The following is a 12215-nucleotide window of genomic DNA, read 5'->3' as shown; positions in this document are numbered from 1 at the left end:
AGCGCACACTTGCGGGTACGGTGTCGACAACGAACTTACTCCGGAGTAAGTTTAATGTAAACCGATACGACGCCGCGACCGCACGGGGGCCAATTCCACCGGCCGGCGTTACCCGGAACCGACGAGACCATGGAGAACTCGAGTGACCAGCAAAGCCCGCTCGGCGACGGCCAAGGCCAGCACTGCTAAGACCAGCACTGCCCACGCCGCCAAGACCCAGCGCCCGGTCGCCATCGTTGGCGGCAACCGCATCCCGTTCGCGCGCTCCGACAAGGCCTACGCCAAGGCGTCCAACCAGGACATGTTCACCGCCGCGCTCGACGGGCTGATCAGCCGGTTCGGCCTGCAGGGCGAGCGCCTGGGCATGGTGGTCGGCGGTGCAGTGCTCAAGAAGGTCGGCGAGCACAGCCTGATCCGCGAGAGCGTGCTCGGCTCGAAGCTCTCGCCCTACACGCCGGCCCACGACCTGCAGCTCGCCTGTGGCACCGGCCTGCAGTCGATCGTCACCGTCGGTGACGCGATCGCGCTGGGTCGCATCGAGTCCGGCATCGGCGGCGGCGCCGACACCACCTCCGACGCGCCGATCGGCGTGAGCGAGGACATGCGCGAGTGGATGCTCACCGCCAACCGCGCCCGGACCACCAAGGATAAGGTCAAGCTGGTCGGCCAGCTGCGCCCCTCGATGCTCGGCATCGAGATCCCGCGCAACGCCGAGCCGCGCACCGGCCTGTCGATGGGTGAGCACGCCGCCATCACCGCGAAGGAATTCGGCGTCGCCCGCGAAGCGCAGGACGAGCTGGCCTACCTCTCGCACAAGAACATGGCGGCCGCCTACGACCGTGGCTTCTTCGACGACCTGATCACCCCGTTCCTCGGGCTGACCCGCGACGACAACCTGCGTCCCGGCTCCACCGTGGAGAAGCTGTCGACCCTGAAGCCGGTCTTCGGCGTCAAGGCGGGCGATGCCACCATGACCGCGGGCAACTCGACCCCGCTCACCGACGGCGCATCCGCGGTGCTGCTGTCCACCGACGAGTGGGCCGCCGAGCGCAACCTCCCGGTGCTGGCCCACCTGGTCGACTCCGAGGTCGCCGCGGTGGACTACATCCACGGCCCCGACGGCCTGCTGATGGCGCCCACCTACGCGGTCGCGCGCCTGCTGGCCCGCAACGGCCTCACCTTGCAGGACTTCGACTACTACGAGATCCACGAGGCGTTCGCCTCGGTGGTGCTGGCCACCCTGGCCGCGTGGGAGTCCGACGCCTACTGCAAGGAGCGCCTCGGCCTCGACGGCGCGCTCGGCTCCATCGACCGCAGCAAGCTCAACGTCAACGGCTCCTCGCTCGCCGCGGGCCACCCGTTCGCCGCGACCGGCGGCCGCATCGTCGCCTCGACCGCGAAGATGCTGGCGGAGAAGGGATCCGGCCGTGCGCTGGTCTCCATCTGCGCCGCGGGCGGCCAGGGCGTGGTGGCGATCATCGAGCGCTAGTCCGCGCTGATCACACACAGCGACGGCGGGTGGTCTCCGATTCTTCGGAGACCACCCGCCGTTTCGTTGTCAGACCTCAGCGGCACGTCGGGTTCGGATGCGGCTCCGTGGACGCCCACGGCCCGCAGAGGATGAGCTTGAGGAAGCCGAGTGGAATGTCGATCACGGCGGAACCGGTTCCGGCGGAACCTGATTCGGCTACCACAGCCGGTTGCGCGGGGGCGGCGAGCGCGGTGGGCGCGCCTGCGGCGATTCCGGCGACAGCCGCGGTGGCAACAAGGACTCGGATCATTCGACGATGCATGACAAGCCTTTCAAGGGACAAACTGAGCGAAGCTAATAACCACATCGGGTGCCCCTATACGAGTGTTATCCATAACTTCCAGGGGCTTGACGACTTGAATTGCCCAGTGCTACAAGACATTCAGTTTGCGCGACGCGCTGTCAGCTCGCTTCGATAGCGGCGGCGAGAAGTGGCCAGGAGTTGTGCAGGTCTTGTTCCCAGTACCGCCAGGTATGGGTGCCGGCGGCGCGGAATTCGGTATGGGCGGGGATGTTCAGTTCCGCGAGGCGAGCGGCGAGGCGCTGCGTGCACTGGTTGGCGGCGGCTTCGATGGCGCCGCCGAGCAGGATCTGGTCGGTCATGCCGATCACCTTTCCTGGCGTCGCGCCGGGCGGGAGAGTTTCGGCGGCGCCGGGGAGTCCGTTCGCGCTGGACAGGTAGATCGCTTTGCCGCGCAGGCGTTCCGCGTTGAGATAGGCGTCGTTCGCCCGCCAGGCGGGGTCACCGGGTGGGCCCCACATGTTGGCGGGGTCGGCACCACCGCGGGCGAGCACGAAATCGATGTAGGCGCGGCTGACGGGGTCGTCGACCGAAGCGCAGCCGCTGTAGGAGCCGACGGCGCGGTAGCGGTCGGGGGCGGCGATCGCCAGGTTGAGCACCGCGGTGGCCGACATCGACAGGCCCGCGATGGCATTCACGCCCGTGGTGTTCAAGGTGGCGTCGACGATCGGCGGGAGTTCCTCGGTGAGGAACGTCTGCCACTTGTTGCGGCCGAGCTTCGGATCGTCGCGCTGCCAATCGGTGTAGTACGAGAACGCGCCCGCCGCCGGCGTGACGACGTTGACGTTCTTGTCGGCGAAGAACTGCACGATGTCGGTCTGGTTGTACCAGTTCGCGATATCCTCGCCGCCGCCCGCGCCGTTGAGCAGATACAGCGTCAGACGTGGCGCGCTGGTGTCGTGCGGCGTGATGACCTGCAGCGGAATCACCCGGTCCATGGACGCGGAGTACACGTGCAGCGTCTGCTGCCGCTGGCCGGGCCGCTCGATCCGATCCAGCCGCGATCCGTCCGCACCGGCGGTCCCGATGGCGACGACCGACAGCGCGATGACGGCGAGCGCGGTCAGCGCCGTCCGCTTACAGGGGAACACGATTCCTCACAGAATTCGAAAAAGAGTGCGCCACACAGAGAATGGTTCGCCGGGACGGCAGCGCGAGACCGTCCCGGCGACCAGGTGCCAGACGATCAGCTACCGATCAGATCGCCCAGCACGTCGGAGATGATGTCGCTCAGCGAGCCGGTGGAGCTCAGCTGGCCATCATCGGAACCCAGTCCGTTGTCACCAAGGCTGCCGATCACCGTCTCGCCGGCGTTGGCGCCGCGCGCGGTGAAACAGGCGGTGAGACCGGGCATCTCATTGCTGACGCCCACGGTGCCCGCGACCCCGACACCACCGCTGGTGACCATCTGACCCGTCTTGACGCTGCTCGGCACCGGGTAGGTGATGGTCAGGGTGACCGGGTTGCCCGAGTTGACGAACCAGCCGGTGCTCGTGACCTTCCAGCCGCCCGCGTTGGGCTCGGCGGTGACGTCCTCGGTGACCTGGCCGCCGATCGCGTGATAGGCGGTGATGGTGGTCTTGGTCGGTGCGCCGAAGCCGACCGGCGGGAAGTCGGTGATGGTGTTGACGTACGGGTTGCCGATCCCGGTGGTTCCGACGATCACCTTGTAGGTGACCGAGGTGCCGACGCCGATCTGCTCGGCGCTCGCGATCTTGTCGTAGACGTGGGTGACGCCCACGGTGCTCGCGTCTTTCTTCTGCGCGTGACTGCTCACCGCGCAGGTGGCGTCGGCGGCGGCGACGCCGGATCCAAGGCCGACACCGACACCGGCGACGACCAGGGCGGTGGTGGCGACGCCCGCGGCGATACGCGAAGTCCGGAACATGCTTTTCCTCCAAAGCCCCGGGCGAGACGACCGGGGCGAATTCCTCATCAGGTGGGCTTTCCCCCCTCTGACCACAAGGTATAGGTCCGACTGGACGCTTGTCCTGGAAAAGAAGAACGTGTTCTTATTTTGTGGAACATCGTTGTTTTACTCTCTGGTCCGGGTAGCATCCGAGGATTTTCGCTCTACCGATCCGACCCGAAAACGCGACAACCGACCTCCGTCTGGCGACGAAAGGCCGGTTGTGGGCGTCTAGGGGGCTATTTTTGCGGCAGCTCGTTGTGGCCGCCGAACGCCTTTCTCATCGCCGAGAGCATCTTGTCGGCGTAGAGGGCCTGGCCGCGGGAGGAGAAGCGCTGGTAGAGGGCGGCCGAGAGGACCGGCACGGGGACCGCGGTGTCGATGGCGGCGTCGATGGTCCAGCGGCCTTCGCCGGAGTCGGAGACGCGGCCGCTGTAGGAGTCCAGGTCGGGGTCGCTGACCAGGGCCGACGCGGTGAGATCGAGGAGCCAGGAGGCCACGACCGAGCCGCGACGCCACACCTCGGTGATGGCCGGGATGTCCAGGTCGTACATGTAGTACTCGGGGTGCTCCATCGGCGTCTCCTCGGCGGAGTGCTCACCGTGCAGGTACTCCGAGCCCGCGTTGGCGTGCTTCAGGATGTTGAGACCCTCGGCGTAAGCGCCCATCGCGCCGTATTCGATGCCGTTGTGCACCATCTTCACGAAGTGACCCGCACCGTGCGGACCGCACAGCAGGTAGCCCTTCTCGGCCTGCGACGGCTCACCGGTGCGACCAGGGGTGCGCGGGGCCGACTCGTAGCCGGGGGCGATGGTCGCCAGCAGCGGCTCCAGGTAATCGACCTGCGCCGCGTTTCCGCCGATCATCAGGCAGTAGCCGCGCTGTAGGCCGAACACGCCGCCCGAGGTGCCGATGTCCAGATAGTGAATACCCTTGGGCTCCAACGCCTTCGCACGCTTGATGTCCTCGTGGTAGCGGCTGTTGCCGCCGTCGATGATGATGTCGCCCGGCTCGAGCAGCTCGGCGACGTCCTCGATCACCTTGCCGGTAGCACCGGCGGGAATCATCACCCACACCACGCGAGGCACCTCGAGCATGCCGATGAACTCGGCCAGGTCGGTCGTGCCGCGGAACTTGCCGCCGAGCTCGGACTCCATCTCGGCGATCGGCCCTGGGTGGCGCTCGTAACCGACGGCGGTATGCCCGTCGCGCACGATCCGGCGCACGATGTTGGCACCCATCCGGCCGAGGCCGATCATTCCCAGCTGCATCAGTTCTCCTCGTTGTCCGGTCCGTGGTGTCGAGTCTCACCCCGATTGTCTCGCGCCGCCGCGTCGTCGCTCGTGGCGGCGTCGGCCCGCGCGCCGAAATTCTTCCGAATGGGCTGTAACGCCCCGCTCCGAGCCCCGATAAACAGATCGGCTCCGTGTAGTTGCCAGACCCCCGACCCGGCAACTACGCGGAGCCTTTCTGCTGCCCCCACCCGGTTGCCGAGCTGCCGAGCGCGCCGAAGCGCGTTACCCTCGGGCCGGACCCCGCAAACATTCGGGGCCAACCTAACGGAAGGACCTCCGTGCCCAGCGAGTCGACCGCCGGACAACCGGCCGACCGAAGGGGCGAGGTCGGATTACGCAAGCTGCTCGAATCAAATCGCACTTTCGATCCGGACACCACCGCCCTTACGCAGCCCTTGAACACCGTGACCCGCGATCGCTGGTCACCCACCCCCGGCCCGGCAGGCCCGCCCCCGCCGGCCCCGCCGGGCAACCAGCAGCTGGTCAAGCGGATCGGGATCGCGGTCGGCGCCGTGCTGGCCGTCGGGACCGCCGCCTACCTGGCCGACCTCGCGTTGAGCACGGGTGAGGTGGCGCGCGGCGTCGTCGTCGCCGGTATCGACATCGGCGGGATGGACCAGGCCGAAGCCGACGCGCTGCTGCACACCGAACTCGGCCCCAAAGCCGAGCGACCCCTGCCCGTGCGGATCGGCGATGTGCAGGCCAGCATGGTGCCCGCCACAGCCGGTCTGTCGGTGGACTACGACCGCACCTGGGACGCCGTCGGCAGCCAGCCGCTGAACCCGGTGAGCCGGCTGATCTCACTCTTCGGCACCCGCGAGGTTCCGGTGTCGAGCACCGTCGACACCGCGGCCCTCGACGCACAGCTCGAGACCTTCCGCGTCCACGACAATCCGACCGTCGAAGGTACGGTGCGGTTCGAGAACGGCAGGCCGGTCGCGGTCGCGCCGGTGCCGGGCCGGGTGCTCGACACCGAGGCCGCGCGCACCACGATCACCGACCGCTGGGCGGCGACCAGCCAACTGGACCTGCCCGTGGTGGCCGCGCCGGTCGCCGTGCGCGCCGACGCCGTGCAGGCGGCGGTGCGCGACATCGCCACACCGGCCGTCGCGTCACCGATCACTGTGTCCGGCAAGGATGTTCAGGCCACGCTGACCACGGGCCAGATCGCCGACGTGCTCGGTTTCGTGCCGGACGGCAACGGCGGGCTGGCACCCCAGTTCAACAGCGACGCCGTCATCGCCTTGCTCGCACCACAATTGGCGAAGTCCGAGGTGGAACCCAAGGACGCCACCTTCACCGTCGGCGCGGGCAAACCGACCGTGGTGCCCGCCGTGGTCGGCGAGAAGGTGGACTGGCCCAAGACGCTGGAGAAGCTGCCCGCCCTGCTCACGCAGCCGGGTCCGCGCACCAGCCCGGTGGTCTATCAGCGCATCGAGCCCAAGCTCACCACCGAGGCCGCGAACGCGCTCGGGATCAACGAGACGATCGGCCAGTTCACCACCGGCGGATTCAGCGGCCCCTCCGGGGTGAATATCCGCACGGTCGCCGCCAAGGTCGACGGCGCGGTGGTCAAACCGGGAGATACGTTCTCGCTCAACGAGTTCACCGGCCCGCGCACCGCGGCGGAGGGCTATGTGGAGTCCGGCATCATCGACAAGGGCAGGCCGAGCACCGCGGTCGGCGGCGGCATCAGCCAGTTCGCCACCACGCTCTACAACGCGGCCTACTTCGCCGGGATGGAAGACGGCGGACACACCGAGCACAGCTACTACATCTCGCGCTACCCGGCTGCGCGCGAGGCGACGGTGTTCGACGGTGCGATCGACCTGGCGTTCCGCAATACCGGCACGACCGGTGTCTACATTCAGGCGGTCGCCACCGGCTCCGATATCACCGTGCGGCTGTGGGGCACCAAAACCGTGAACGTGGAATCGATTACGGGTGAGAAGTCGAAGCCGACCGAACCCAATGAGGTGGTGCTGCCCAAGGGCAAGGACTGCATCGCCTCCGAGGGCGCGCCCGGCTTCACCATCTCCGACACCCGGGTGATCACCGACGCCAAGTCCGGCGCGCAGGTGTCGCGGCACACGCGGACCGTGAAGTATGACCCCATCCCGATCGTCAAGTGCGAGTAGGGGTTCGATAGCGGAAGGCTCGCGCGGTAGGCGGATTCGCCACCGCGCGAGCCTTTTTCGTCAGCAGCCGCAATCGCAGCCGCAGTCGCCGCAGCAGCAGTCCTCGCCGCAGCAGTTGCCGCAGCACTCACCGCAATCGCAGCAACTGCCGCAGTCACAGTTCTTGGCCCAGGCGTCCTTCTGCTCGCCGGTGCAGGGACTGGTGTGGTCGACACAGCAGGCCATGCCGGTGCAGTAGACGCCGAGCACGAGTCCGCTCGCCTTGAACGGCCCCGGCCTGCTCGGGCGCCGTCCGGGCGGGGACGGGAACTCGTACGGCGAATGCTGCTGCGCCGTAACGGGAGTGCGGCAGGCGTGGCCGACGGCGATGCCGAGCCCTCGACCGAGGCTCCGCAGCAGGCTCGCCAGCGGATCGAGCAGCGCCCAGCGGACCGTCGGCAGCTGGTCGAGTTCGGCCTCGGACGCGGCCTGCCGGATGCGGGATTCACTCTCGCGCAACAGATCGTAGGCGCGGGGCATATCCGTGCCGGTGGCCTCCAGCGGATTGAAACGGCCACGGGCGCGGTCGCGCTCGAGGTCTTCGATGGCGTCGGCCAGGTGTGCGATGCGGCCGACGTGCCGACCGATCTCCTGCAGGGCCGCAACGTTTTCCGGGCGCCCGGCCAGGGTCGCGGTGTGACCGAAAAGGGTCGCGGCACAGAGCTGAGTCGGCCCGGTGAGTTCCTCGAGCGTGATCACCTCGACCGCCGCGCGGGACTCCATCGAGGACTGGGTGGCGATCGCGTTCAGCATGGGCCGCACATCGAGCCCGATCAGATCAGCCTGCTGCTGTGCTCGTGCGGCCCAGGCGTTCGACACCCGCCGCATCGGCCGGCGGGCGAGGACGGAGGCGTCCCCGTCCTCGACGTGATCGCCGATCTTGGCCGCGCCCAGCAGCAGTGACGCCGTGGCGGCCAACCGCACACCCGGCGCGTTCGCGGCGACCACCGACGCGCGCTTCATCCCGCGCAGCGGACACGGACCGGCGCTCGTGTGCGCACCCGCCCCCGACTGCGCCTCGGTGAGCACACTGAGCACGATCGCGTCGGTGTTGGTCGCGGCGCGGGCCAGCTGACCGTGCCCGTCTCGCAGACCCAGACACAGCCCGCACATGTGTGCCTGCCATTGCCCCGGATCGATGCCATATTTCGCCGCGCCGTGCGCACACGGCTTCAACACACCGAACACTGCCACCCCGTCTGTCGTGAAACGTCAACCGTGCACGATCGCAGCCGACGGGGCCGGGCGCAACCGCTACTCGATCTTCTTCCGGCCGGCCAGGCCGCGCCAGGCGAGGTCGTCGAGCAGGTCGACCGCCTCTGCCACTTCGATCCGCCCGCTGGCGACCCGGTCGGCGATGGCCTCACCCGCACCGATCACCGCCGCCGCGACGACCTCGAAGTTGGTGCCGGGGTCGGCGTTCTTGGCGCTGGATTCCAGCAGTTTCGCGGTGAGCTCGATGACCCGCTCACGGGCATTGTCGATTTCGGCGGCAAATGTTTGCTGACCGATAGCCTGGCGGTAGAGAACCTGCCAGGACTGCCGGTTGCGGTCGACGAAATCGAGGAAACCCTCCAGCGCGGTGCGGACCTGTTCGTGCGGGGTCAGCTGCGGGTTACCCGCGGGCGCGACGGCCTCGATGAAACGTAGACCCTCGCGCTGGATGCAGGCACGGAACAGCTCGTCCTTGGAGCCGTAGTACAGGTAGAGCATGGGTTTGGAGATCTTCGCCTCGGCGGCGATGGCATCCATCGACGTGTCGTGGAAGCCCTTGCGTGCGAATACCTCGACGGCGGCATCGAGCATCTGTTGCTCGCGAACTGCCCGGGGAAGTCGCTTGGTCCCGCCTGCCATCCACTCTCCTACCGCAGGGTGAACCACCTATCTTACTCCAAGGTAAGTTCGCCCGCGCTCATTTGCCGCACAGTCGCCGGGTGCGATCAGCAGCCCAGCGCTACGCCCTTGTAGCGCGCCATCCGCAGTACGGAAGTGTCGACCCGGTCGGCGGGCAGTTTGCCACTCGAGACCGACTGTTCCAAACGGTCGAGTACCTGCGGCACCGCATCGCTGCTGATCCACAGCGCGTTGTCGGCGCCCGCGACGAGCGTGGCCTCGACCGCGTCGGCGATGGACATCCGGGCGGTGATGGCGGCCATGCCGCTGAGATCGTCGGTGAAGATCGGGCCGTCGTAGGGGGCGGCGCCGTAGCCCTTGCCCTCGCGCAGCAGCGTCATCGCGGCCGGGCTGATGCTGGCGGGTACGTCGGGCTCGGTCAGGCCGGGCACGTCGAGGTGGCCGACCATCACCGCCGCTCCGGAGTTCACCAGCTCGCGGAACGGCACCAGGTCGGTGTTCTGCATCTGGTCCAGCGGCGGGGTGGTGACGGCGCCGGTGTGCGAGTCACCGGAACCGGAGCCGTGGCCGGGGAAGTGCTTGATCACCGAACCGAGGCCCACCTCGTTGGCCGCGCGGATGTAGGCGCCCGCGAATTCGGTGACGACCTTCGGGTCGTCGCTGTAGGAGCGGTCGCCGATCACGCTGTCGTCGGGCTGGCTGCTCACATCGACATCGGGAGCGAAATCGACGGTGATGCCCAGATCCTTCAGCGCCTTCGACCTGGTCAGCGTGAACTGGTAGTACTGCTCAGGGGTCTGGGTCTGCGCGATCTCACGGGCCGACGGCGCGGCGCCGATCACGTTCTTCGCGCGCGAGACCCGCCCGCCCTCTTCGTCGATGGTCACCATCAGCGGGACCTTGGCCTGCGCTTTCACCGCGTCGAGCGCCGACTTGTCCAGCAGGCTCGGATCGGTCCAGCTGCCGACGAAGATGCCGCCCACCTGCTCCGAACTCACCACGTTCGACGCGTCCGCCGAACCGGTGATGCCGACGGTCAGCAGCTGGGCCAGCTTCTCCCGCTGGGAGAGCTTGGCGAGATAGTCTGCGCCGCAATTGCTTTGGATCGGAGTCGCCGACGCGGGCGAACTCGACTCTCCGGCGGCGGAGGGCGCGGCCACTCCGCTGCTACTCGCCGCGGGCGTCGTCTCGTTCGACGAACCTCCCGAGCAGGCGGTGGCAACGGCGGCGAGGACTGCGAACACGACCACAGGCGATTTCCGCATGCGCTCCACGGTAGCCCGCCTCCGGCTCGAACCCCACCACGGTGGTTCGGATTGATACACACATCCGCGGGGTAATCTGAGGGAAAAGCCGCTCCGACCAGCGCAGGAGGTCGTCATGGCATGCGATCGGATGCTCATCGCCTACGACGGTTCCGAACACGCCAAACGCGCCATCGAGTACGCGGGACGATTCCTGACCGCCGACCGCGCGATTCTGCTCACCGCATGGGAACCGATGGTGCGCCAGGCCGCGCGCATCTCCGGGCTCGCCGGGGTGATGCAGCCGGACTGGGTGCCCGACGAAGAGGTGGAGGACATCGCCTACTCCGACGCCCGCAAGATCAACGCCGAGGGCGTGCACCTGGCGAAACTGGCCGGAATCGACGCCGAACCACGCACCGCCGAGTGCACCACTACGATCTGGAACGCCATCGTGGACTGCGCCGATGAGCTCGACGTCGACATCATCGTGGCCGGTACGCGCGGTGCCACGGGGTTGCGCGCGCTGTTGCACAGCAGCGTCGCCGAGGCCGTTCTCAAGCACGGGCACCGGCCGGTCTTCCTGGTGCCACCGGAGCAGTAGCGGTTCGCCACGCCGGAACTTCGTGGCGCCGTCGCGCGGTGAGAGTTCCGTCGCTCTCCCGGATCGGCGCCACATCGGCGGCGTTATGGTCGAAGCACCATGAACGAATTCCTGCTCGCTCGACCCGACGCGGTGTTGCGGACGTCAGGGGTGCGCCAGGCGTACTCCGACCCTCGGCAGGCAGTGGCGGCGCTGCGTGCATGGCGGAAACGGCCCGGCCACGTCACCGATTCGGCCGGGAAACAGCAGGACTCGCCCGGCGCGGCACCGACATTGATCGTCGGCGCGCTCCCCTTCGATCCGCGCGAAGCCGCGGCGCTCTGGCAACCGGAGACGGTGCTGCACACTGCGGGACCGTGGCGACCCGCGGCCCTCCCGGAATTGCCCGGCGTGCGCGTGGTGGCCGAAATACCCAGTACGGCAGAGCATGTCGCGCGTGTGACGAAGCTGGTCGAGCAACTGGGTGACCCGGCGAACGAGCTGCGCAAGGTAGTGGCCGCACGGTCGATCGTGCTGGAGGCCGACGCGCCACTGGACCCCGAGGTACTCGCGGCACACCTGCTGACCAGGCATCCGAATGCCGCGGTGTACGCGGTCGACCTGTCCGCGGCGGGTCGATCCGGCGAGACGCTGATCGGGGCGACACCCGAGGTACTGGTCGCGCGGCACGGCGACCGCGTCAGCCTGAATCCGCTGGCGGGAACCCTGCCTCGCCGCGCCGATCCGGCCGATGACGCGGCCCAGGCACGCGAGCTGCTGTCCAGCACGAAGAACCACGACGAGCACGCCTTCGTGATCGACTGGATCCGGCAGCGACTGACTCCCGTCTGCACGGAACTGCGCATCCCCGACGCGCCCGAGCTCCTCAGCACCGAACAGGTCTGGCACCTGGCCACTCCCATTCACGGCGTGCTGCGTGACGCGTCGACCACCGCCCTCGACCTGGCCCTGCTGCTGCACCCGACCCCCGCCGTCAACGGCACCCCGTTCACCGCGTCCCTGGACGCGATCGCGACCGACGAACCGCGACGCGGCTTCTACGGCGGCGCGGTGGGCTGGTGCGGCGACGACGGCGACGGCGAATGGGTCGTGGCGATTCGCGGCGGCGAGCTCTCCGCCGATCGGCGGACGCTGCGGGCGAGCGCGGGCGGCGGGATCGTCGCGGCGTCGGATCCGCGCGCCGAGCTGGCCGAGACGACCGTCAAACTTCGCACCCTGCTGAGCGCCCTGCGTTGCGAGCTGCCCAACGACTGACCGAGCCCGGTACACCTGCTAGGTTGACCGGAGACAGGCCCCGTCG

At 68.2% G+C, this 12215-nt stretch carries 11 protein-coding genes; 4 read left to right on the top strand and 7 right to left on the bottom strand.

Features of this window, described 5'->3' with window-relative positions:
* Nucleotides 1-142: 142 nt before the first annotated feature.
* Nucleotides 143-1489 (top strand): acetyl-CoA C-acetyltransferase, encoded by a 1347-nt coding sequence (locus ACFULV_RS06960; RefSeq protein WP_378653874.1) that lies wholly within the window; start codon nt 143-145, stop codon nt 1487-1489.
* Between the two features lie 76 nt (nt 1490-1565).
* Here ACFULV_RS06960 and ACFULV_RS06955 read toward each other — a convergent pair whose 3' ends face one another.
* From ACFULV_RS06955 to gnd, 4 genes are all read right to left on the bottom strand, one after another.
* Nucleotides 1566-1781, bottom strand: coding sequence for a hypothetical protein (locus tag ACFULV_RS06955; RefSeq protein ID WP_378653872.1), 216 nt, complete (start codon nt 1779-1781; stop codon nt 1566-1568).
* 152 nt (nt 1782-1933) lie between these two features.
* Entirely contained in the window at nt 1934-2923 is a 990-nt protein-coding gene (locus ACFULV_RS06950) for an alpha/beta hydrolase (protein WP_378653869.1), read from the bottom strand.
* A gap of 95 nt (nt 2924-3018) precedes the next feature.
* Nucleotides 3019-3720: a hypothetical protein gene (locus ACFULV_RS06945; protein WP_378635090.1), complete on the bottom strand. Its 702-nt coding sequence runs from the start codon at nt 3718-3720 to the stop codon at nt 3019-3021.
* Between the two features lie 260 nt (nt 3721-3980).
* The gene (gnd, locus tag ACFULV_RS06940) at nt 3981-5012 is read right to left on the bottom strand and encodes a phosphogluconate dehydrogenase (NAD(+)-dependent, decarboxylating) (protein WP_378653866.1); all 1032 of its coding nucleotides are present in this window, start codon (nt 5010-5012) and stop codon (nt 3981-3983) included.
* A gap of 302 nt (nt 5013-5314) precedes the next feature.
* On the opposite strand from gnd, the gene ACFULV_RS06935 reads away from it, so the two are divergent.
* Entirely contained in the window at nt 5315-7174 is a 1860-nt protein-coding gene (locus tag ACFULV_RS06935) for a VanW family protein (RefSeq protein WP_378635084.1), read from the top strand.
* Nucleotides 7175-7234: 60 nt separating this feature from the next.
* On the opposite strand, the gene ACFULV_RS06930 is transcribed toward ACFULV_RS06935, so the two are convergent.
* The 3 genes from ACFULV_RS06930 to ACFULV_RS06920 all read right to left on the bottom strand — a co-directional run bounded on the left by ACFULV_RS06930 (nt 7235) and on the right by ACFULV_RS06920 (nt 10332).
* A complete protein-coding gene (locus ACFULV_RS06930; protein WP_378653863.1) occupies nt 7235-8401 on the bottom strand; it encodes a DUF5685 family protein in 1167 nt (388 codons plus the stop codon).
* 66 nt (nt 8402-8467) lie between these two features.
* The gene (locus ACFULV_RS06925) at nt 8468-9067 is read right to left on the bottom strand and encodes a TetR/AcrR family transcriptional regulator (RefSeq protein WP_378635078.1); all 600 of its coding nucleotides are present in this window, start codon (nt 9065-9067) and stop codon (nt 8468-8470) included.
* 86 nt (nt 9068-9153) lie between these two features.
* Nucleotides 9154-10332 carry a glycoside hydrolase family 3 N-terminal domain-containing protein gene (locus ACFULV_RS06920; RefSeq protein ID WP_378653860.1) on the bottom strand — a complete coding sequence of 393 codons (1179 nt, stop codon included), beginning with the start codon at nt 10330-10332 and terminating at the stop codon, nt 9154-9156.
* 115 nt (nt 10333-10447) lie between these two features.
* Between ACFULV_RS06920 and ACFULV_RS06915 the strand changes: the two genes are divergently transcribed.
* Nucleotides 10448-10915, top strand: a complete 468-nt coding sequence (locus ACFULV_RS06915; RefSeq protein ID WP_378635072.1) for a universal stress protein — start codon at nt 10448-10450, stop codon at nt 10913-10915.
* A gap of 99 nt (nt 10916-11014) precedes the next feature.
* A complete protein-coding gene (locus tag ACFULV_RS06910) occupies nt 11015-12169 on the top strand; it encodes an isochorismate synthase MenF (RefSeq protein WP_378653857.1) in 1155 nt (384 codons plus the stop codon).
* Nucleotides 12170-12215 lie beyond the last annotated feature (46 nt).

Source organism: Nocardia sp. NPDC057272, from assembly GCF_042668615.1.
Classification (GTDB): Bacteria; Actinomycetota; Actinomycetes; order Mycobacteriales; family Mycobacteriaceae; genus Nocardia.
Note: the sequence above shows the minus strand (reverse complement) of the source record. Positions and strands in the feature narration are given on the sequence as shown.

Excerpts from the sequence above, each read along its gene's own strand:
- ACFULV_RS06920 (WP_378653860.1), bottom strand. The coding sequence starts at position 10,332 with ATGCGGAAATCGCCTGTGGTCGTGTTCGCAGTCCTCGCCGCCGTTGCC.
- gnd (WP_378653866.1), bottom strand. The coding sequence starts at position 5,012 with ATGCAGCTGGGAATGATCGGCCTCGGCCGGATGGGTGCCAACATCGTG.
- ACFULV_RS06915 (WP_378635072.1), top strand. The coding sequence starts at position 10,448 with ATGGCATGCGATCGGATGCTCATCGCCTACGACGGTTCCGAACACGCC.
- ACFULV_RS06955 (WP_378653872.1), bottom strand. The coding sequence starts at position 1,781 with ATGATCCGAGTCCTTGTTGCCACCGCGGCTGTCGCCGGAATCGCCGCA.
- ACFULV_RS06945 (WP_378635090.1), bottom strand. The coding sequence starts at position 3,720 with ATGTTCCGGACTTCGCGTATCGCCGCGGGCGTCGCCACCACCGCCCTG.
- ACFULV_RS06925 (WP_378635078.1), bottom strand. The coding sequence starts at position 9,067 with ATGGCAGGCGGGACCAAGCGACTTCCCCGGGCAGTTCGCGAGCAACAG.
- ACFULV_RS06910 (WP_378653857.1), top strand. The coding sequence starts at position 11,015 with ATGAACGAATTCCTGCTCGCTCGACCCGACGCGGTGTTGCGGACGTCA.